Source organism: Oribacterium sp. P6A1, assembly GCF_000702885.1.
Classification (GTDB): domain Bacteria; phylum Bacillota; class Clostridia; order Lachnospirales; family Lachnospiraceae; genus Oribacterium.
This window is the reverse complement of record NZ_JNKO01000009.1, coordinates 99,664-120,437: the sequence shown is the minus strand read 5'-3', so window position 1 is coordinate 120,437 and position 20,774 is coordinate 99,664. Positions and strand designations below refer to the sequence as shown.

Here is a 20,774-nt window from a genome sequence, read left to right as displayed (position 1 = left end):
AGAATGAAACATATATTGCGTCAGCTGTTCAAATGATTAAATCTAATGGGATAATGAATATTTTGAAGTTGTCTGACCAGTGGAGGAAAAAATGGAAAAAAAGATATATGATTCTTTTATAACATTACTTACAGCAGAACTCAGACTTGCCATGGGATGTACCGAGCCTATCGCTGTTGCATATGCCAATGCCAAGGCACGTGAAGTTCTGGGAAGAATGCCTGAAAGGATTGAGCTTTACTGCAGCGGCAACATCATTAAAAATGTTAAAGCTGTTACAGTTCCTAATTCCGGAGGAAGAAGAGGACTTGAGGTTGCATCAATTCTTGGAGCGGCCTTCGGTGATCCTTCATTGGAACTTGAAGTAGTCAGCAAGGTTACAGAAGATGAGATAGCACAGCTTGACGGTCTTCTTAAACAGGATCTCTGCCACTGCCATCTTGTCACCGGCAAGGACAATCTTTACATCAGAGCAGAGGTTTTTGCAGGTTCTGACAGCGCTTTGGTTGAGATTTCCGAGAAGCATACTTATATAACAAGAATCGAGAAGAATGGTGAAGTTCTTGTTTCTAATCCTTCTCTCAATCTTCTTAAGAACGACAATTCCATTCTTAATCTGAAGTCAATTTATGAGTTCGTAAACTGTTTCGATATGAAGGATGTTCACGAACTTATCGAGAGACAGATTGAATGCAATATTAAAATCGCGGAAGAAGGAATCAGAAATCCTTATGGTTCCGAAATCGGACGACAGTACATAAAGATGTATGGAGAGAATGATTACCGCTTTAAGGCTGTTGCTTATGCGGCAGCAGGCAGTGATGCGCGAATGAACGGCTGCGCTCTTCCTGTGGTAATCAATTCAGGTTCAGGAAATCAGAGTATCGCCATCAGTGTTCCTATTATTGTTTATGCCAAAGAAAAAGGCATCAGCAAAGAGCAGCTCATAAGAGGACTTGCATTTGCAGACCTTATGGCGCTTCTTCAGAAGAAGTATATAGGTGATCTTTCAGCTTATTGCGGTGCTACCTGTGCCGGCTGTGCTGCCGTGTCGGGTATAGCCTACATAGAGGGACAGCCTCTTGAGGTTCTTGGTAACATAATTGTAAACTCTATATCTACAATCGGAGGAATGGTCTGCGACGGAGCCAAGTCATCTTGCGCCGCAAAGATTGCAGCTTCTATCTCCATGGGTTTCCTGGCATATGATCTTGCGGTGAACAAGCTTAATTTTAAGGACGGCGAAGGTCTTGTTGTAGGTGACATCGAAGATACTATTGCAAGAGTGGGCCGAATGGGAAGAGAAGGCATGCGTTCAACCGATGAAGAAATTCTGAATATCATGCTTGGAAACTAAACTGCAATTTATTTTCACGATGAGCATAAAATGATATAAGTGTCATAAGTATTCTCCCACGTGTGCTTGCACAAAAGTAGGAGGAACGCGTGAGCGCAAAGCGCGAAGCGGTACCATATCGACTATTGACACTTATATCATTAAATCACTAATTCGACCATCAAATCGTGATTATCGCGGTGTGATGGGCTTTTTTATCGGAGGAAAAAATCATGGATACCACTATCCTTGGTTTAATGGACCTTGTTGGTACTATTGCCTTTGCTATATCCGGTGCCTTTTTAGGCGTTAAAAAGAAGATGGATATTTTCGGAATAAACATTCTTGCCATCACTACAGCCTGCGGCGGCGGAATACTCAGGGATATCATCATTGGAGACATTCCGCCGAGGGCCTTTAGGAATCCTTTCTATGTAGGCATAGCTTTTTTTGTTGCCAATGTAATGTTTATCTGGCTCTCCATGCATAAGCATATACCTGAAAAGATTGTCAGGTGGTACGATACACTGGTTTTCTGGTTTGACACCCTGGGGCTTGCTGCATTTACTGCAGATGGAATATGGATAGGTATTGAAGCCGGTCACAGAGACAATATTTTCCTTATAGTTTTTCTTGGATTTATAACAGGTGTAGGTGGCGGAGCACTTCGTGATATCATGGCAAACCAGATGCCGGACATACTCAGAAAGCATGTTTATGCCGTGGCTTCAATTGCAGGGGGCATACTAATGGCTTTTGTATTCGGTGTCACTTCTGATGAGAGCATCTCTGTCATCTCAGGATTCGTTGTCATCGTTATACTGAGATACCTGGCCATGAGGTATGAGTGGAATCTTCCTAAGGTGATGTAAAGACATCATCTCATTCAAGGGATAAAAAGACAGGAAATATGTCTTTCGGGGAATATAGTTTATTTTTGTTATTCGATATAGATATAAGTCGCATAATTTATTAAAATATATATAGATGGAAATGTATTTAATACGTATATGATCCGATGACCGGAGGGATGAAAAATCCAAGGATGGCCTGGTAATCGGCTCACATAAAGTACGTGGCAGATCCTGCAATTGATGCCGTTTTTTGGAAAGTGAATTATTATGGATGGCGTTTCCAAAGTAAGCGGCAGGTTCATGAAGGGTCTGGCATTAAAGCCAAATAACTTTTTTAACGGAGGATTAAGGGGATGGAAAAGAAAGGCTTTATTCACAGTTTACCATTTAAACTATTGTGCGCGCTTGCGATAGGTATTGTCGTAGGTCTTATTCTGAATTCAAGTGATGGCAGCGCAGCTTCACAGGCAGTCCTTAATGTACTTGTTTGCGTTAAGTACATTGTAGGACAGTTTATCAGCTTCTGTGTACCGCTTATCATCATCGGATTCATTGCACCATCAATCACAAGACTTGGAAATAATGCTTCCAGAATGCTTATGGTTGCACTCTGCATCGCTTATGTATCATCCATAGGTGCTGCATTTTTTGCTACAACAGCAGGTTACACTATCCTGCCTCACATGGCTATCAATCCTGAGGTTGACGGACTTAAGGAGATACCTTCACCGGTATTCGCACTTGATATTCCACAGATCATGCCTGTAATGTCAGCCCTGTTCTTCTCAGTACTTGTAGGACTTGCAGCAGCATGGAATTCAAGCAAGTATATAACAGGTATCCTTGAGGAATTCCAGAGCATCGTTCTCAGCATAGTTACAAAGTTTGTTATTCCTGTACTTCCTGTCCTTATCGGAACAACATTCTGTACACTTGCATACGAAGGTTCCATTACAAAGCAGCTTCCTATCTTCCTTGCAATCATTATCATCGTAATGATAGGACACTATATCTGGCTTGCACTGCTTTACGGAATCGCAGGTGCTTATTCAGGCAGAAATTCCATGAACATCCTGAAAAATTACGGTCCTGCTTACATGACAGCAGTTGGTACCATGTCTTCAGCAGCTACTCTTTCAGTTGCACTTCAGTGCGCAAAGAAGTCAGAGCCTACACTTCGTGATGATATGGTAAGCTTCGGTATTCCGCTTTTTGCAAACATCCATCTTTGCGGATCCGTTATGACAGAGACCTTCTTCGTAATGGCAGTTTCTAAGATGCTCTATGGTGAGTTCCCGCCTGTATCAAAGATGATCATTTTCTGTCTGCTTCTCGGAGTATTCGCTATCGGAGCTCCCGGAGTTCCAGGCGGAACTGTTATGGCTTCTCTCGGTCTTATCATCAGCGTACTTGGATTTGATGAGACAGGAACCGCACTTATGCTCACTATCTTCGCACTTCAGGATTCCTTCGGAACAGCCTGCAACGTAACAGGTGACGGCGCTCTTACACTTATCCTTACAGGATATGCAGAGAAGCACGGTATCTCAGAGCATTCTGATGAGATGCAGAAGGCAAAGGCAGCCAACATAGCATAAAGACAGTCTGACCATCATGTTTACAATTAAATAGTCTTTGGACAAGCAGGAGGCGTCGCACTAAAATGCGACGCCTTTGTTTTGCGCCTTACGGCGCACGTTTATAACAGGCGAAAGTTTCGAATACGACCGGAAGTGATGGCTTCCGGACACGCGGAGGACTTATTTACGTTGCAGGTAATTACACGGGCGTTTTACTGAATGTAAACTATTGCGGTTTTGCGGAAGGCGCTGATGAACTTTGCACCTGCAGAAGATAAAAGTCCAAGACAGTAAAGATATACCAGGGTTTCCATGGATTTCATGATTGCGCCTGCTATAAAAGCTACAAGTGCCAGTACAATGTTTACCACTCCGCTTCCGAATTTGAACCGCCATGCAGGGGCAGAGATACTTTTTGCTTCAAGTGCCCGGAGTATGTCTACCACACCGGTAAAAAGATGAATCAAAAGAAGATATACGATTGCAAAAACCGTCGGGTTGTCAGCTATGGTCAGAGAGAAGATACCTAGATCCAGTATGACAACACCTCTGTAAAGAATGCTTTGTCCGCCCACCATCTTTCTTGCCATGGTGAAATAATAAAAGAGGGTTTTCACACCATAGATAGTCAGTGACAAACTGAGAAAAAGCAAAACGATGTAGTACCCGTTTTCCGGGAAGCACAGAAGTATGATGCTGCATACTATCATAAAAAGCGCTGTTATTATGTTTTTGATTCGCTGTAATGCTGTCATGGTTACTCCTAAAATGTGGGGCGTGTCATAGCCTGAACAGATCCAAAAGTTTCTTATAGTCTTTTATTCCCCTGAAACCTTTCTTCCAGTAGTTCACGGAAAAACCTGCAAGGATATTGCCTGATTCAAAGATGGCATTGGTGACCATGCTTTTCTGGACCATGGCAGCAAGGATAAATCTTCCGATGAAAGTTTCGTCTTTTTGATCCTGAGCGGCTTCCGTATATTCGCTCTGATATTTTTGGAGATCAAAATCTTCGATGGTGTGTCCCGAAAGCTTTTCACCAAAGGCTTTCCAGTCGGCGCAGGCATCGAGCTGACGCTTTTTAAGGATCGAATCGATCTCATCTCTGTAGGGAGAAATAGCCTCAAAGTCATAGCATGATTTTTGGAAAGAGGCATTGGCACCACGGATATACTTCATGGCTTCTATCATCTGGGTGAAGGCATGAATGTAATCGGAGGGATTGTCCTTCAGGATATCGTCGTAATCACCCCAGGCCGGAAGATAGCGGTAACGTATGAAGCTGTAGTCAGGAAGATGTCCCGCACGGCCGTGCCCGAGATTCATGATGGAATTCTCGGAGCTCTGATAAAGGCTGCTTACGTATGTGGAGCTGTCGGGATCATCGCTGATGGAGGTTTTATGTTTAAATGTTATACGCCTTTCGGAAAATGTCTCGCCATCGGGGATAAGTTCAAAAAAGTATGAGTCGGTATTGTTGATGACAAGAGAAGGGGTGCCGGCAAAATAGCTGTGAGCCCAGGTGTCAGCGAGAACGTGCATGGCAATGCCTACGGCCTGAAGGGAACTGTTCTTTGCATGTTCGACTGTGCTCACCATAAGATCGCTGTTGGGCTTGCATATGAGTCGGTATTTATTGAGATATCGCTTGGAGCACTTTTCTTTTTGGGCATAAAGATCCCCCGGAAGAAAATGAAATGATGACCATATGCGGGTTATGTTCTGAAGGCTTACGATATCTGTTCTTGAATCCATGAGTTCCAGCTGAAGCTGTGTAGTGGCGGCTGACTTCGGAGCTTTCAGCTTCGATAGCAGGGTGGCAGAACACAGGTCCACAAACTGGGCGCTGTAGCATATGTCCATGGCTTCTTCATGGGTGTAGCCCGAAAGTATGGCTGCACAATATGTGGCGTAGTAATGAAAATCTTTCTGCATAGATATTATCCCATCTGTTGCTTTATTTTACGGAGGACACTTGCGGAACTGACCAGTTCTATCAGCATAACCAGAGAAGTAATGTCCACTATCATGGAGGCGAGTTGGTCCCATAAACCGTCTTTGGTAAAATCCAGATTGAAAACTGTGAAAATCACTGAAAATACGTACAGGATGATAAGGGTCATAGCCATGCCTATATATCTTTTAGGCTTTTTTTCATCTCTTGATTCGGCTATGGCGCCCCGACCTACCCTTATACGGAAAAAGAGCTCCAGGGATGCGAGGATCATGGAGATGATATACATTATCAGCAGTAAGGTGTTTTCATCTATGGACTGATCCTCAAGGATATCCTCCAAAATGGCATTCCGGCCCAATATGAAATATAGATTTATTTTCAGAAAGCTCCACATACCGAGGAACATAACACCGTTTCCGGTGACTGACAGTATGCTTTGCCTGCGTCTTATTTCTCTTTCCATAAAAACTCCGTAATGATCTAAGTTTCAAAAACAGATATCGGACCGCCTGACTATATCTAAATGTGAGTATCAAAGGCCCATGCCGGACAGATATGAGCCCGGCCCCGGTGTGGACTTAAGACCATCTGATCCGCTTATATCTATTTTATCGGCATTATTTATAATTTGATGATACTGTTTTTTTGGATATTTTGTAACTATATAGGTATTTAGTATTGCCTGTATTGATTTTTGATATATAAGATGACTGAATGAAACGTTTCGTGTTTTTATACAAGTACATTATGCACAAAGGATATGCACTATAATCTCCTCATAACCATGGTGACAAAAAAATATCAATCATGTCGGAGATTCTGGAAACCGACGTGAAGTATCAGTCCGGATAAAACGAACACGGCCGGACTTAAGGTCAGATGCAAAACGTTCATATGCAGGAATGAAATGCATCATCATGTTTTGAGGGGGAAACAAAAATGAATAAATCAATGCTTAGAACAGTGGCCGTTGTATCCGCTCTGTCCATCACAGGATGCGGTGCTTCTTCAGTGCCGGTAGCTACTACAGCCGCTGCAGAGGCTTCAACAGAGGCTGCAACAACAGCCGCAGAGACTTCCGGGACTACCGGCACCCTTACTGACGGTACATACACTGCCAGCGCAAAGGGCATGGACGGAGACATTACTGCTGAGGTTGTAGTTAAGGACGGTAAGATCGCAGAAATCAACTACACAGAGCAGGATGAGACAGCAGGAGTTGGTGACAAGGCACTTAAGCTTATGGCTGATGCCATCATCGAGCACCAGTCGCTCGGAGTTGACGCTGTTTCAGGAGCAACAGTATCAAGCTCTGCTGTTCGTATGCTTGTAGGCGATGCTGTAGAGCAGGCCGGCGGTGATGTATCCGAGTGGAAGAACCGTGAAGTAAAGGTAGAAGTAAAGGACGAGACCATTGACTGTGACGTTGTTGTGGTAGGTGCCGGAATTGCCGGTCTTGCAGCAGCCCAGAAGGCAATGCGTGAAGGTGCTAATGTAGTAGTTGTTGAGAAGCTTGCCTTCGGCGGCGGAACATCTATCTTCTCATCAGGTTCATTTATCGCAGCTGATACTGCTGAAGGTGTTCCTGAGCTTGTGGAGAAGTGGGTAAAGCGTAACAAGATAACAGAGAGAAATCCTCTCGATATGGATAAGATAAACACTGCATGTGCTGTTTCACCTGATGTATTACAGCTCCTTACAGATGCTAATGTTGACTATAAGCTCAATGAAGAAGGAACTATGGTTCCTACAGCTTCAGAGCAGGCAAAGAAGAACGCCGAAAACATTAAGCTTGCAACAGCTAAGGTTAAGGTAAAGGGCGGTCAGGCGCTCGTAAATCAGCTTGAGGATAATCTTGCAGATAACGGCGTTCCTATCTACTTCAACACAAGGGCCACAAAGCTTCTTACAGATGCAGAGAATCATGTAACAGGTGTTGTCTGTGAGTCAAAGACAGGAACAAAGACCATCAATGCAAAGGCTGTAGTTCTTGCCTGCGGTGATTACGCATGGAACGATGAGCTCACAGGAGAGCTTGCCCCGGATGCACTTCACAATTTCACATCAACTGCTGTTTCAAACACAGGTGACGGTATCAATATGGCTGTTGAGGTCGGCGCTGTTAAGTCAGCTTTCGGTGAGTCCATGAGCGGATGCTTCGCACCGGATCCATACGATATGCCTGTAGTGGGTCAGCCGAACAACAGTTATCCGTTTGAATGTCTCCTTCTTGACAATAAGGGCAACCGTCCTGTTTCCGAGGCTCTCGGAGTACATGACCAGATGATCTACTTCATCAACGAAGGTGAAGCTGATTACGGCTGGGTTGTTATGGATCAGGAAATCGCTGATAAATTCCTGAAGCTTGATGAATATCTGGAAAGAACTTCAGAGGGATCAGTGATCCAGGCTTACAAGGAGGATTCCATCGAGGCTCTTGCAAAGGATATGAATCTTGATCCTGCAACAGTTCAGGCAACAGTTGATCAGTACAACAAGCTGTGTGAGGCAGGTGAGGATACAGATCACGGTAAGGATGCGGAGTATCTTTCAGCTATAGATGCAGGTCCTTTCTATGCGGTTAAGGAGTATGATCTTACAAGAGGAAACTACGGTGGAATCGAAACCAACCTTGCAGGTGAGGTAACAGACAAGGATGGCAATGCTATCCCCGGTCTTTATGCTGCAGGTATCATCAGTTCCGCAGGATTCTTCGGTGATTACTATCCGGGCCGTGAGGCTCTCGGCGTAGGCGCTTACATGGGCTTCATCTCAGGTGAGAATGCTGCTAAGTACGCTGCTAAATAAAGTATATTGCTGCAGTTATTTACAATTAGTTGAAAAAAACGGCTGGACATCCAAACTCGGGCGTATCAGTACAGAGCTTGTTATGACACGCAAAAGGATGGTACTGTAATATAACATTAACAGCCTGGAATTATCAAAAAAGAGATCTGCCGTGATGGCGGATCTTTTTTGGCTTCTGTATATGTTGATAATTCTGATGTTTACGTTTGAACTCCCATATCTCAGAAAAAGCTCTTATTATGACAGTGTTTCTTCAGCCCGAAGCTCTGCGTCTTCGTCTTCTGTCGATATGGTTTTCCCTGTAATAGCGGTCTTTTTCTTCGTACATATTTACATCTGCCAGGTTTTCCAGTTCATCGTAGGATGCTTCCGGATGATCACGTAAAGATGCATAGCCTACGGAGATGTTCAGCTGGTTAGGATAGGTTCCGTCATAGCTCTTTGTAAGTTCAGAGATGTCTTTCCGGATCTTTTCAGGATCACCGGTTATGGCTATGGCGAAGAATTCATCACCACCAACCCTGTAAACGGTTCCCAGAGGCCCGATAGCGGCAGAGAGACAACGGGACGCATTTTTGATAAGTTCATCTCCGATGTTATGTCCCAGGGTATCGTTCACAGTCTTAAGATTATTAACATCCATGGAGAACAGAACCAGATTTTCCGGGAGCGGTGAACTGTTTATGGCAAGTTTGTCTTTGTCATAACTTCTTCTGTTATACAGGCCTGTAAGGGCATCGGTCATGGAAATTTCAAGCAGATAAGCCTCTTTCTTCTTTTCCGAATCTACATTTCGTGTGATGTATATAACTGCAGACGGAAGACCGTTATCATCAGTCGAAACAGTGATATACTGCGCACGTATCCATCCGGATTCAGAACTTATAAAGTCTTCGCTTATGATATTCCTGCAGATAAGCCGTTCTCTCAATGTATGCAGGTTTGTGAATTCCATAAACTGCTCATGCTGTTCGGCAATGATGTATTTCTGTAAACGTGTATTTACCACAGTATGGCTCTGATTGACAAAATCGATGGACAGAGAATTCTTTTTAAGGCTTTTAAGAGAGGTTTCGGTACGGGTTATGAAATTTATGAGGTTTACATTGTCAAAGATCCTGACTACCGCATCCAAAAGCTGCACTTTTTCAAGCATATCTTTTTTCTGAGTCTCAATAATGTTGTTTGTTTCTATAAGACCTTTGTAGTAATCAGACGCAAGTCTCAGAATGATACATCCGGAAACAAACATGATAAGGCTCTCTATGGTAAAGCCGCCCATGGAGTTAAGGAACAGAATTTTTGCGTAATGTGAGGAGTCTGCGGGAGTAAACTGATACATGTAACTCACATATGTTGCTGTAAACATGGTGATAAAGTTCAGAATAAAGGCATAGTAGTAAATGCCCCTTTCACAGAAGAGCAGACTGAGAAACGGAACCAGGAACCAGGTGATGCGAATGGACACTTCGGACAGACACATGTAAAACAGAAGTATGTCCAATGCTGTCAGAGCAAAGATACTGGCAGAAAAAGAGTGGGGTATATTCCTGAGCATGATGAGATGCAGGGCTGAAAGGCCTATGACCAGAGTGCTGATGTAACAGCAGGTGATATAAGTTACGTTTGGAAAAATTCCCATAGCTACGCCCATAGCTATAGCCGGTCCGGTCAGCACAAAAAGCCATAGCACCATGTTCAGGTAACCATTGACCTTTTTTCGGTTGTTGAGTATAAATTCATTGTATTCCTGAGAAATTGAAGTACTCATTGTTTTCTGATTTAACCTCTATTCAGAATTCTTTTTCGGCGTAAATTCAGAATATATTATATATGTTAGTAAAGATATCATAAATGTACAATTTGTACTTCTTTTAAGAAACAGTATGTCAAATATGTGATCAGATGATACAATAGAGTGCATTATCAGGAGAGGCATGCGACATTACTGATTAAGCGGACGCTGAGATTGAGGCATGTATGATATAGAAAAAGAGAGTTATGTGAAGAGGAGATAAAAGATTATGCAGAATTACAGTATGAAAACCAGCGGAGTTTGTGCCAGACAGGTGGATTTCGGTATCGAAGACGGAAAGCTTCATGATGTTCATTTTTACGGCGGATGTGCAGGAAACACACTTGCCATCAGTAAGCTTCTTGAGGGATATGATGCCAAAAAGGCTGTTGAGATCCTGAAGGGAAACCTCTGCGGTTCAAAGGGCACATCCTGTGCGGATCAGCTCGCAAGAGGAGTTGAGCAGGCATTGGCTGAAGCTGAATAAAATGATATAAGTGAAAAAAGTCTTATCCCGCTTGTGCTTGCACAAATGTGGGATAAGACTTTTTTTACTTAGTCATTTCATTTGTTGTAGTACTCGGCTGCGAGCTTTTCAAAAGCCGGCAGTGAACGCTCTATCATATCGTGGGATACGCAGTAGGCGAGACGTACATAGCCCGGACAGCCGAAGGATTTGGCCGGCACAAGGATGATGTGGTACTTCTTTCCCATGGCAACGAAGTCATCTTCTTCAGGAGTTGGAGACTTGATGAGCATGTAGAAAGCTCCGTCGGGATGCACCACTTCAAAACCGAGGCTTGTGAGTTTGTTGTAAAGAAGCTTGCGGTTTCTGTCGTAGAACTCAAGGTTTGCAGGTATATCCAGGCACTGTGCAACAACAAGCTGGAACAGGGACGGGGCGTTTATGTAGCCCAGGCAGCGGTTAGCGACCACAAGAGCAGAGATCATCTCATCATAGTAATCAATATCCTTTGAAACCGCCATATAGCCGATTCTCTCTCCCGGCAGAGACAGAGTCTTACTGAAGGAATACAGGAAGATGCTGTTCCTGATGATATTCGGTATGTAAGGAACTGTCTGATCACCGTAAACCAGCTCGCGATAAGGCTCATCTGCGAGAACGTAAATCGGATGCCCGATTTCCTTTTCGGCTTCTGTTAGTATGTCATTAAGCTTTTTCAGGGTATCCTCGGTATAGATGACACCTGACGGGTTGTTCGGATTGTTGATGATGACACATCTGGTCTTTTCGTTTATAAGAGGGCGGATGGCGTCAAGATTCAGCTGGAAAGTCTTTGTATCTGCCGGAACAACTACCAGATTTCCGCCGTAATTTGCCACATAGCTTCTGTATTCACCGAAGAAGGGCGCAAATGTTATAACCTCATCCTCTGCATTCAGAAGACTTCTGAAGACACAATTCATGGCACCGGCAGCGCCGCAGGTCATGATAATGTCATCAGCAGAATAAGAGGTCCCGTTTTTTCTGTTCAGGCTGTCTGCAACCGCCTTACGGACCTCATCATAACCTGCATTTTTCATGTATCCGTGAACAATGTTTCCATCGGTGTTATCAAGTATATTTTCTATGGAATCTCTTATTTCGTGAGGAACCGGAGAGGCGGGATTTCCCAGACTGAAGTCATAAACATTTTCAGCGCCTACTTCCTGAGCCATCTGGATGCCTTCTTCGAAGAGCTTTCTGATGGTTGAACTTCCTGCTACTAATTTTTCCATATTTTTTGAAATAACCATGATGTTAGGACCTCACTTTCGGGTGATTTGATAAGAAATGAGAAAAATGATATAAGAACGCTACGCGCTTTGCGCTCCCTTATCATCATAGTATAACACCGGGTAATATGATTCAAAAGAGATATGAAAGAGAAACAGGCGGAATCATCAGAGCTTTTGTTTATGTCTGATATTACCGGTCGTAAAAAAGTATTAAAAAATACTAAATTAATGTGAGCAATCCTATTGTCTATCTGATAAAATATTAAGTATGGAAAGATTCAGATTCAGTGATGTCGAACAGAGTTTAATAGAGGAAAGCAGTATCCCCATGGCGTACTATCAGTTTTTGGATAGGCGTGTGGTTACTGTTGCCTTATCCAGGGGTATGTGCAGGATCTTTGGTTTTAAAACCATGGACGAAGCCTATGATGTAATGAATCATGACATGTATCGTGATGTCCATCCGGACGATATTGCTCGGATTTCAGATGCAGCATACAGGTTTGCCACTGAAGATGACAAGTATGATGTAGTTTACAGATCAAGTGTTGATGGTCAGTACAGGATCTTCAGAGCCAGGGGAGAGCATGAGTATAAAAGAGGCACCAGGCTCGGAGTTGTCAGGTATATGGATGAAGGTCCCTATTCCGATAACGATACTGTCTTTACGAAGGATATCAATGAATCTCTCAGTGAACTGGTGCGTGAACAGACCATAAGGCATGAGATGAAGTATGATTATCTTACGGGACTTCCCAGTATGACCTACTTCTTCGAACTTGCAGCAAACGGAAAGGACCGGATGCTGGAAAAGGGTGAGAGGCCTGTTATGCTGTATGTGGATCTCACCGGTATGAAGCTGTTCAATCAAAAGTACGGGTTTAAGGATGGAGACAAACTGATAAAGGGAGTCGCGGATGTATTGAAGAAACATTTCAGTACAGAGAACTGCGGAAGATTCGGAGGAGATCATTTTGCTATATATACATCTCTTGATGATCTGGAGGAAAGACTGAACGACACACTTTCCGACATGAAGGATGTCAATGAAGGTGTTAATCTTCCTGTGAGAATAGGTATATATGTTACTGATGAAAACGTGGTTGAACCCAGTATAGCCTGTGACAGAGCCAAGATGGCCTGTGATGCTATAAGAAGCAAGTATGTTTCCGGTTTTGGCTATTTCACTCCCGATATGCTGGAGAAAGAGGAAAAGCGTCAGTATTTTATCGCTAATATCGACAGAGCCATAGCCGGTGGGTGGATCAAGGTATATTATCAGCCCATAGTAAGAGCTGCCAATGGCCGGGTAAGTGACGAGGAAGCATTGGCACGATGGACTGATCCTGAAAAAGGCGTCATACTGCCTCAGGAGTTCATATCTGTTCTTGAGGATGCGAAGCTTATATACAAGCTGGATCTCCATGTCATCAGCAGGGTCATAGATAAGCTGAAGCAGCAAAAGGAAGCCGGATTATATATGGTTCCCCAGTCTGTGAATCTTTCAAGGGCTGACTTTTATTCCTGTGACATAGTGGAAGAGGTCAGGAAACTTGTGGATGATGCGGGTCTGGATAGAAAGCTCATCACGGTTGAACTGACGGAGAGCATAGTTGCCTCTGACGTTGAATATATTAAACGTGAGGTGGAGAGATTTCAGGAACTTGGGTTCAGCGTATGGATGGATGATTTCGGAAGCGGATATTCTTCACCGGAAGTTCTTCAGAAAATCCATTTTGATACCATAAAGTTTGAAATGCAGTATATGCATCTTTTTTATGCCGGCAATGAGAGCAGGATCATCCTGTCCGAACTGGTAAGGATGGCTATCTCTCTCGGCATCGAAACCGTTGTGGAGGGAGTTGAAACTGACGAGCAGGTGGAGTTCCTGAAGGAAATAGGATGTACTAAACTTCAGGGATATCATTACTGTAAACCTTTGTCTCTTAAAGGGATATTTGAAAGATACAGAACAGGAACGCAGATCGGATTTGAGAATCCCGATGAGGCACCTTACTATGCAGTGATAGGAAGAGTAAATCTCTATGATCTGGGAACTTCCTTTGGGGATGGGGATGCTAATGATGAAGACGTAGCGAAAAAGTACTTTAACACCATGCCCATAAACATTGTGGAGTGGGACGGGGAGAGGATTACCATGCTTCGCTCCAATCAGTCATTCCGAAAGTTATTTAAGGATGCTTTCGCTGCTATAGTGCCGGAAGAAAAGATTGACCCCCGTGCTTTGGGCTCTAACCATCAGAATGAGCTGTTTCTGGGGGCATTGTCCGATTGCTATGAGGACGGAAAGCAAGTGTTCCTGGATGAAGTAATGAATGACGGGAATACAGTGCATCTGTTTATACGGCGTATAGCGACAAACCCTGTAAGGAAAGTGGCGGCTTATGTTGTGGCGGTCCTTGGATTCACGAAGGAAAGTGATGAATTCAATGTGACCTTTGCAAGTGTCATTCAGGAGCTTTCATCGGATTATTTATATTTTTATTATATTGATCTGGATACGGAGGAGTATGTCGAGTACGGACTGGGAAATGTAGTGAACGATATTTTCACAAACCAGAAAGGAAGAGACTTTTTTGCGGAATCCAGGAAGAATGCCAGGATAATTCTGTATCCTCAGGATATAGATATGTTTCTTGCTGTTTTCACAAAGGAAAATGTAAAAAAGGCAATTGAAGACAACGGCAGTTTTAATTTTACCTACAGGCTGATGCTGAACGGGGTGCCAACCTATGTGAATATGAAGGTGGTTCGTGCAGGTAAAAAGGGTAACGGAATCATTATGGGTGTAAGCAATATAGATGCCCAGAAAAAGCAGCAGGCGGAGATCGAGAGGGCTCAGCAGGAGCGAAGAAGCTATGCCAGAGTAAGTGCTCTGTCTTCAGATCTTATGGTTATCTATACAGTGGATCCGGTTACGGAGAAGTATGAGAAGTTTGCATCCAGCGAGGAGTATGTTGCGGCCCTTATCGAAGAAAGAGGAACCGGATTCTTTGAAAAGATGAGAGATGCAGGAAGAAACCATATCTTTGCCGACGATCAGGAAATGTTCCTTAATTCTTTCACTAAGGATAATGTTCTTGATATCATAAACAGGAGCGGAATATATTCCGTAAACGTACGGGGACTCCTGGAAGGAGATATAGTATATGTGACTATTAAGGCGGCTCTCATAAGTGAAGGCGGCGTTGATGAACTTGTTGTGGGTATAGTAGATGTAGACGAACAGGTTAAGAGAGAACTCGAGTATGCATCCAAGCTGACAGCTGCCCGTAATGAAGCCAACAAAGACGCTCTCACGGGAGTCAAGAGCAAGCATGCCTATATAGATGTTGAGGAAGAAATCAACAGGCATATAGAAGAAAAGACCATCAAGGAATTTGCTGTAGCCGTGTTTGATATCAATGGTCTTAAGTACATAAACGACACCTTCGGCCATAAGAAGGGTGATGAGTATATCAAAAAGGGTTGTTCTGAAATCTGTGAGATATTTGCCCACTGTCCTGTATTCAGAGTCGGGGGTGACGAATTCGCTGTCATAGCCCAGGGAAAGAGCTATGAAGATATCGAATTGTTGATGAAGCAGGTTGAAAATAAAAACACTGAGAATATGAAAAACGGAGGAGTTATTGTGGCTGCCGGATTTGCCAGATTTGATGGTGACAAAAATGTGGCTGGAGTCTTTGAACGGGCAGATAAGAACATGTATGAAAACAAAAAGTACTTAAAGAGTATAAGTTAGTGCAGTGGATAAGAGCCGATTGGACTGACATCTGTATGTCAGAAATTACGGCTAAAATACAGCGTTAATTGATGAGAGGTAAATTGACGTGAACCAACAAAAAATATATCCGAAGTGCAGGTGCTGCGGTGCTCCCGTAGACCCCGGAGCCGGTTTTTGTGCCTATTGCGGCAGCAGATATGTGGATCCCAAGCCTCCTTTTGTCATTAGAAGGATGCCTATGCTGCTCATAGCCGTTCTGACTTTGGGATTTTTAATCACTTCCTTTTTTTCGGCTGAAGCAGAAATGGAAATAGCTCTCATAGTGTCCTGTGTTCCCGGAATAGTGCTTATGTTTCTTATCTACAGGATGGACAGGATAGAGCCTGAGCCTATGGGACTTTTGATGAAACTGTTTTTCGGCGGTGCGCTGATATCCACTATTACGGCAGTAGTAATTGAATCGGCACTGGATGTGGTTATCAGTGTGCTTTTCGGCTGGAACCCCATACTGTACTGTGCTGCGGCAGCTTTTATCATGGCAGCCGCAACGGAAGAGTTATGCAAATATGCTGTGCTGAAGGCATTGACGTGGAGGAATCCGGCATTTAACTTTCGTTTTGACGGAGTGGTTTACAGCACCACGGTAGCCATAGGCTTTGAGATATTCGAGAATATCCTGTATCTTTTGGACAGTACGGCGGATACGGCATTTACAAGAGCGGCTTTTCCCGGACACTGTATATTCGGAATATACATGGGTTACTATTACGGACAGTCAAAAACCCTTGAGCTGAACGGAAATCCGGCAGGAGCAAGGGCCATGAGAAGAAAGGGCATCATAACTGCCATTCTGATACATGGATGGTATGATTTTATATGTTTCCTTGCGGGAGCGTTGGAATCGGAAGTGATCACCACCCTTTTGGGAATCGGCCTTGTTGCAGTGATGGTGGTTCTCAATGTAACAGCCTACAAGAATATAAAGAAATATGCATATGAAGATGCTCCGGTGTGATGGAATGGCAAAGCAAGGCCCCTAGGTCGTGAGACCTGGGGGCTTAATTGTATCAGCCAACTGAACCGTTGGTTCCTGCATGTAAGAGACGACCTCCGGATCTTCTCTTGAAGACAAGGTTTCCGTTGGTCCACTGGGTAGATCTCCATTTAAGAGTGATGGTGTCTTTACCATTATATTCAAGGTCATACCATTTGTCAGAAATGGTACTTCTTGCACCCCAGTCGAGACCGTCAACAGTGCCGAGTTTCAGGCAATCACCATTTGGATTTTCTTTATCATACAAACTGTAAGGAGTACCTGAGCTCATGTAGAGACCGAAGTCAGCGCTTGCGAGATAGGCATCACCGGGATCTACTTCGATCCACATATCGACACGCTTATCCTTGCTGAAACCTGACTGGTCTCTGTTATCCCAATTACCATCGATGGTGAAGTATTCATCAGTTGCATCAGAACTTCCGTTCTTGCTCTTGGATTTATCCCACTTTCCTGTTGAGTCAACATAGTATCCGTCAGGGGTCCAACAATCTGTGAGCATGATGCCGTCCTCGCCTACATAGTAATCGCCTATCCATTGGCTAGTGGCAACAACACCGCTACCGGTTGCATAGTACCATTGACCATTGTACATGGTCCACTGACTGGTGATACAGTAGCCGTGTTTATCGAAGATGTAGTATTCATCATCGATATTTTTCATTGTGCTTTTCGGATACCTTCCGTCTCCATGATCATACCACCACCCGTAGCCGTCGTGTCTCCAGGTTCCGTAAGCAAAGGCGGTCATACCAATCATCAGGATACAGCTTATAGTCATCGCAGCAGTTGCTAAAATTTTCTTTGTTTTCATTGGTTCCTCCTTCTTTAATTATTCCCACTTTTTATTCCTTAATTACAGATACTATATATCGTTAATATCGACAAAGAAGGAGGAGAATATAAAGAATTAAGATTCAAGAGATGCAAGTGAACTATATATGCAGCACATTTCACACGAATGTGTGTGGGCGCTATAGGTGAGTGGCAGATACTTTTGACATTCACGTCATTATATTATTGATATAATCTGTCGACAGAAAAGTTAAGGTAAGGTGCATGTTTTGATTTAACACCTTGATCCATAAGAGATGGTTGTGGACAGATACAGCCATAAAGTTGTATTGTTTTTGTCTGGCGGATACAGGCTGCTTTCAGAGAGGACTTAATGTGAAAAATCTTTTTTCACAACTATTTGTGCGCTCAGCGAAGGCAGCGGAATGGAGATTTGTATGAAAACCGTTAAATCTATGTATTTGGAGGTTTATCTTCATGCTGCTGATCGGGAACTTGAGGAACATTTGCCGGAAATTATCATTCCTGATGACCTTGAGGTTTCATATCATATAGGTGATTCCGGTGATATGCCGGAATTTGTAAAAGATAAAAATATTCTGGTTATTTCTGATAGGGAGGATATACTTCTTTCTGTTCCGGAGGACAGGAAAGGCTTCACATATCTTGTTTATGAAGGGGATTGTTTCGAAGACATTGATCCAAAACTGAAAAAAAGACTATCTGACTTCTGGCTTCGTTCTGCAGATACAGAGTATAAGCTTTTCAGGCTTCAGAACCTTCTTTACCGTGTGGACGGAGAGTGCGGAAGATGGATGTACAGGAACCTCTTCAACACAACTATCGACAGTATGCCCGATATGATGTGGCTTAAAGATGTTGACGGCTTCCATTACAACGTGAACAGAGTATATACGGAGATAGTCAATAAAACCAAGGAACAGTGCGAGGGCGCAGAACACTATTATATATGGGATATCCCAAAAGAAGAGTTTGAAAAGGGAGAGTTTACCTGCAAGGATTCAGATGAACGTGTCCTTAGCACAGGAAAGATGGATGTATCCTACGAGCCGGTAAAATCAGCTGAAGGTATGAAGCAGTTTACTACCTACAAATCACCTCTGTTTGATCCCTTCGGGAAGATCATAGGTACTGTGGGTATAGGTCATGATGTGACTGATTTCGGAAATATGGGTATTCAGTTTTCTATGCTCATTGAGAATATACCATTTCCCATGCTTATCTGTTCTGTGAACTGGGAGACGATACGGGCTAATCAGCATTTTGTGGAGTTCTTCGGAATGGATGAGGAGGCCATCAGAGAGTTTTCATATCGTGATTTTAAAAAGGAAAAGATGACGCCTGTTTCAGAGGCGAAGGTTGATGCTGACAGGCATTATCGGTTTCAGGAGTTCAGGATAGAGTGTGATGGTAAGCAAAGGTTTTTTATCATCGTTGAGCAGGAGGTGAGGGATACCTTTGGCAGTATTTCGGCATATTATTGTCTGTTCCAGGATGTGACATTCCAGCGGGAATATGAAAAGAAGATTTTGGAAACCGCCAATACGGATGCTCTGACCAAGCTTTGGAACCGGAGATATTTCTATGATTTTCTGAAGAATAACGAGAATGCCAGCATGACACTTCTTTATATGGATATGGATAACTTCAAGGTGGTCAATGACCGCTACGGACATGTCATAGGTGATGAAGTACTTTACAAAACCGCAAGAGCCATAGAGGAGATATATCAGGGCTCCGTCATAGCGAGACTTGGAGGAGATGAGTTTGCTGTACTCATACCGAAAAAAATCGAGAAAGATGTCCTGAAGGAAATGAATCTGGAACTTGAAAATCGTGTGAAAGGATTGTTCAGTGAGGATGGTCTGAACGTATCTGTAAGCATTGGCGTGGTTGAGTGGAATGGCGGAAAAATGGATATAGATTCATTTGTGCACGCTGCGGATAAACGGATGTACGAGGCGAAGAAGATTCACCATGGTAGCAACATCATCATAAAATAAGTCAAGAAAAAAGGTGATCACTTCTTTAGAGGTGGTCACCTTTTTATTAATCTGATAAGTTGGTCGTAAAAGATACGACAGCTCTGCCTGTCAGCCTACTCCGCCTGCAGACCATGTCTTCAGGAGAGAACCACCGGATCTTCTCTTGAATACAAGGTTTCCGCCGGTCCACTGTGTGGATCTCCATTTGAGAACGATGGTATCCTTGCCGTCATACTCAAGATCATACCACTTGTCGGAGATGGTGCTTCGCGCGCCCCAGTTAAGACCGTCTACGGTTCCGAGCTTCAGGCTGTCACCGTTAGGGTTGTTTGAGTCATAAAGACTGTATGGAGTACCTGTGCTCATGTAGAGACCGAAATCAGCGCTTGCTATATATTCATCACCGGGAACAACGGTTATCCACATATCTACCCTCTTGTCAGAATTGAAACCGGTCTGATCTCTGTTGTCCCAGTATCCGTCAATTGTGTAGTATTTTGATGGAATGCCGCTGTTGCTTGAAGAGCTGCTGGAAGAGCCTGACGAACTTCCCTGCTTGGTCTTTGTTCTGTCCCATTTCCCTGATGAGTCTACATAATATCCATCAGGTGTCCAGGTACTGGTGAGCATGATTCCGTCATCGCCCATATAGTAGTCGCCTACCCACTGGTTTGTTGCGATGGCGCCGGTACTGGTGCAGTAATACCAGCCCTTGGTGCCCTGGAACCATGTATCTGACTTCATCCAGCCGTGCTTGTCAAATGCGTACTTTTCGCCGTTGATTCTATATACACCGTTATTAGCATAGGAACCATCGTCGAATTCATAATACCATCCGTAATCTCCCCATTTCCAGGTTCCGGCCAATGCTGTCAACCCGAACATAAGGATGCAGACCATGGTAGCTGCAATTGTAAAAAACGTTTTTTTGGCTTTCATCTTTGCTCCTCCTTCTTTAGTCATAATTCCTGTTTATCAGCTTGTCCGAATCAATAAACATAAGTGTCAAAGCAGAAAAGAATCTGCTTTTGCGATAAAAAAGAATTATGTTTCAAAAATCACGAATCAATAGAATATTTGTTTAATTATAACACATGATTCATA

General features: G+C 43.4%; 15 protein-coding genes. 8 read left to right on the top strand and 7 right to left on the bottom strand.

Going from position 1 to position 20,774, the window contains the following annotated elements; all coding sequences use genetic code 11:
- Positions 1 to 91 precede the first annotated feature (91 nt).
- From T515_RS08435 to T515_RS08425, 3 genes are all read left to right on the top strand, one after another.
- Positions 92 to 1,357 carry an L-cysteine desulfidase family protein gene (locus tag T515_RS08435; RefSeq protein WP_036609750.1) on the top strand — a complete coding sequence of 422 codons (1,266 nt, stop codon included), beginning with the start codon at positions 92 to 94 and terminating at the stop codon, positions 1,355 to 1,357.
- 212 nt (positions 1,358 to 1,569) lie between these two features.
- A complete protein-coding gene (locus tag T515_RS08430) occupies positions 1,570 to 2,208 on the top strand; it encodes a trimeric intracellular cation channel family protein (RefSeq protein WP_036609748.1) in 639 nt (212 codons plus the stop codon).
- A gap of 335 nt (positions 2,209 to 2,543) precedes the next feature.
- A complete protein-coding gene (locus T515_RS08425) occupies positions 2,544 to 3,788 on the top strand; it encodes a dicarboxylate/amino acid:cation symporter (RefSeq protein WP_036609747.1) in 1,245 nt (414 codons plus the stop codon).
- Positions 3,789 to 3,982: 194 nt separating this feature from the next.
- On the opposite strand, the gene T515_RS08420 is transcribed toward T515_RS08425, so the two are convergent.
- The 3 genes from T515_RS08420 to T515_RS08410 are packed head-to-tail and all read right to left on the bottom strand — an operon-like array spanning position 3,983 to position 6,190.
- Complete coding sequence (locus T515_RS08420; RefSeq protein WP_036609744.1) at positions 3,983 to 4,525, bottom strand: DUF308 domain-containing protein; 543 nt, start codon at positions 4,523 to 4,525, stop codon at positions 3,983 to 3,985.
- Between the two features lie 25 nt (positions 4,526 to 4,550).
- A complete protein-coding gene (locus T515_RS08415; RefSeq protein WP_036609742.1) occupies positions 4,551 to 5,705 on the bottom strand; it encodes a DUF6765 family protein in 1,155 nt (384 codons plus the stop codon).
- A 5-nt stretch (positions 5,706 to 5,710) separates the two neighbouring features.
- Positions 5,711 to 6,190: a hypothetical protein gene (locus T515_RS08410; RefSeq protein WP_036609740.1), complete on the bottom strand. Its 480-nt coding sequence runs from the start codon at positions 6,188 to 6,190 to the stop codon at positions 5,711 to 5,713.
- Between the two features lie 476 nt (positions 6,191 to 6,666).
- Here T515_RS08410 and T515_RS08405 point away from each other — a divergent pair, with 476 nt between their 5' ends.
- On the top strand, positions 6,667 to 8,535 hold the full coding sequence (locus T515_RS08405; RefSeq protein WP_036609738.1) for an FAD-dependent oxidoreductase: 1,869 nt from the start codon (positions 6,667 to 6,669) through the stop codon (positions 8,533 to 8,535).
- A gap of 253 nt (positions 8,536 to 8,788) precedes the next feature.
- Here the strand turns inward: T515_RS08405 and T515_RS16600 are convergent, their stop codons facing one another.
- The gene (locus T515_RS16600; RefSeq protein WP_051671574.1) at positions 8,789 to 10,306 is read right to left on the bottom strand and encodes a GGDEF domain-containing protein; all 1,518 of its coding nucleotides are present in this window, start codon (positions 10,304 to 10,306) and stop codon (positions 8,789 to 8,791) included.
- Positions 10,307 to 10,559: 253 nt separating this feature from the next.
- Here T515_RS16600 and T515_RS08395 point away from each other — a divergent pair, with 253 nt between their 5' ends.
- Complete coding sequence (locus tag T515_RS08395; protein WP_036609736.1) at positions 10,560 to 10,817, top strand: TIGR03905 family TSCPD domain-containing protein; 258 nt, start codon at positions 10,560 to 10,562, stop codon at positions 10,815 to 10,817.
- Between the two features lie 77 nt (positions 10,818 to 10,894).
- Here the strand turns inward: T515_RS08395 and T515_RS08390 are convergent, their stop codons facing one another.
- The gene (locus T515_RS08390) at positions 10,895 to 12,088 is read right to left on the bottom strand and encodes a pyridoxal phosphate-dependent aminotransferase (protein ID WP_036609734.1); all 1,194 of its coding nucleotides are present in this window, start codon (positions 12,086 to 12,088) and stop codon (positions 10,895 to 10,897) included.
- Between the two features lie 250 nt (positions 12,089 to 12,338).
- On the opposite strand from T515_RS08390, the gene T515_RS16595 reads away from it, so the two are divergent.
- Together T515_RS16595 and T515_RS08380 are read left to right on the top strand one after the other, a co-directional pair.
- Positions 12,339 to 15,833, top strand: a complete 3,495-nt coding sequence (locus tag T515_RS16595) for a sensor domain-containing diguanylate cyclase (protein ID WP_081832740.1) — start codon at positions 12,339 to 12,341, stop codon at positions 15,831 to 15,833.
- Between the two features lie 88 nt (positions 15,834 to 15,921).
- Entirely contained in the window at positions 15,922 to 16,830 is a 909-nt protein-coding gene (locus tag T515_RS08380) for a PrsW family glutamic-type intramembrane protease (RefSeq protein WP_081832739.1), read from the top strand.
- Positions 16,831 to 16,882: 52 nt separating this feature from the next.
- On the opposite strand, the gene T515_RS08375 is transcribed toward T515_RS08380, so the two are convergent.
- Entirely contained in the window at positions 16,883 to 17,683 is an 801-nt protein-coding gene (locus T515_RS08375) for a hypothetical protein (protein ID WP_036609730.1), read from the bottom strand.
- 418 nt (positions 17,684 to 18,101) lie between these two features.
- Here T515_RS08375 and T515_RS08370 point away from each other — a divergent pair, with 418 nt between their 5' ends.
- Positions 18,102 to 19,688, top strand: coding sequence for a sensor domain-containing diguanylate cyclase (locus tag T515_RS08370; protein ID WP_036609728.1), 1,587 nt, complete (start codon positions 18,102 to 18,104; stop codon positions 19,686 to 19,688).
- 90 nt (positions 19,689 to 19,778) lie between these two features.
- On the opposite strand, the gene T515_RS16590 is transcribed toward T515_RS08370, so the two are convergent.
- The gene (locus T515_RS16590) at positions 19,779 to 20,609 is read right to left on the bottom strand and encodes a hypothetical protein (protein ID WP_051671572.1); all 831 of its coding nucleotides are present in this window, start codon (positions 20,607 to 20,609) and stop codon (positions 19,779 to 19,781) included.
- Positions 20,610 to 20,774 lie beyond the last annotated feature (165 nt).

What these genes read in the sequence shown, in the direction of transcription:
- T515_RS08435 (WP_036609750.1), top strand. Translation starts at nt 92, where the DNA reads ATGGAAAAAAAGATATATGATTCTTTTATAACATTACTTACAGCAGAA.
- T515_RS08430 (WP_036609748.1), top strand. Translation starts at nt 1,570, where the DNA reads ATGGATACCACTATCCTTGGTTTAATGGACCTTGTTGGTACTATTGCC.
- T515_RS08425 (WP_036609747.1), top strand. Translation starts at nt 2,544, where the DNA reads ATGGAAAAGAAAGGCTTTATTCACAGTTTACCATTTAAACTATTGTGC.
- T515_RS08420 (WP_036609744.1), bottom strand. Translation starts at nt 4,525, where the DNA reads ATGACAGCATTACAGCGAATCAAAAACATAATAACAGCGCTTTTTATG.
- T515_RS08415 (WP_036609742.1), bottom strand. Translation starts at nt 5,705, where the DNA reads ATGCAGAAAGATTTTCATTACTACGCCACATATTGTGCAGCCATACTT.
- T515_RS08410 (WP_036609740.1), bottom strand. Translation starts at nt 6,190, where the DNA reads ATGGAAAGAGAAATAAGACGCAGGCAAAGCATACTGTCAGTCACCGGA.
- T515_RS08405 (WP_036609738.1), top strand. Translation starts at nt 6,667, where the DNA reads ATGAATAAATCAATGCTTAGAACAGTGGCCGTTGTATCCGCTCTGTCC.
- T515_RS16600 (WP_051671574.1), bottom strand. Translation starts at nt 10,306, where the DNA reads ATGAGTACTTCAATTTCTCAGGAATACAATGAATTTATACTCAACAAC.
- T515_RS08395 (WP_036609736.1), top strand. Translation starts at nt 10,560, where the DNA reads ATGCAGAATTACAGTATGAAAACCAGCGGAGTTTGTGCCAGACAGGTG.
- T515_RS08390 (WP_036609734.1), bottom strand. Translation starts at nt 12,088, where the DNA reads ATGGTTATTTCAAAAAATATGGAAAAATTAGTAGCAGGAAGTTCAACC.
- T515_RS16595 (WP_081832740.1), top strand. Translation starts at nt 12,339, where the DNA reads ATGGAAAGATTCAGATTCAGTGATGTCGAACAGAGTTTAATAGAGGAA.
- T515_RS08375 (WP_036609730.1), bottom strand. Translation starts at nt 17,683, where the DNA reads ATGAAAACAAAGAAAATTTTAGCAACTGCTGCGATGACTATAAGCTGT.
- T515_RS08370 (WP_036609728.1), top strand. Translation starts at nt 18,102, where the DNA reads ATGAAAACCGTTAAATCTATGTATTTGGAGGTTTATCTTCATGCTGCT.
- T515_RS16590 (WP_051671572.1), bottom strand. Translation starts at nt 20,609, where the DNA reads ATGAAAGCCAAAAAAACGTTTTTTACAATTGCAGCTACCATGGTCTGC.